General features: G+C 71.3%; 1 protein-coding gene. It reads right to left on the bottom strand.

What is annotated here, in order from left to right; translation table 11 throughout:
- Positions 1–314 (bottom strand): TonB-dependent receptor (locus AX735_RS09260; RefSeq protein ID WP_156447455.1); only part of this gene is annotated, 314 nt, incomplete at both ends.

The raw sequence follows: 314 nt of genomic DNA, 5'->3' as shown, positions 1-314 counted from the left end.
GGGCGATACAGTTCGTTCAGCGTCGGCAGGCGCCAGCCGAGATAGCCCGCCCCGCGCAGCTTGAGCAGCCCCGCCGCGTCCCAGGCGAAACCGACCCGACCCGTCCCTTCCCACCCGCTGCGGTCATCGAACGATGCGGAGGTCACCTGCGCGCCGGTGGCGAGAACCGTTTCACGCAATCGGCCATTGCTCAACCGCCAATGATCGACCCGCCCGCCGCCGGTGAGCAGCAGATCGGGCGAAGCCTGAAAGCTCGCCTCGGCAAAGGCACCGAGCGTCGCGCTCGCCCCGCCGGCCCGGCGCAGGCGGGTGGG

It is taken from the genome of Blastomonas sp. CCH1-A6 (assembly GCF_001556365.1).
GTDB lineage: Bacteria > Pseudomonadota > Alphaproteobacteria > Sphingomonadales > Sphingomonadaceae > Blastomonas > Blastomonas ursincola.
Note: the sequence above shows the minus strand (reverse complement) of the source record. Positions and strands in the feature narration are given on the sequence as shown.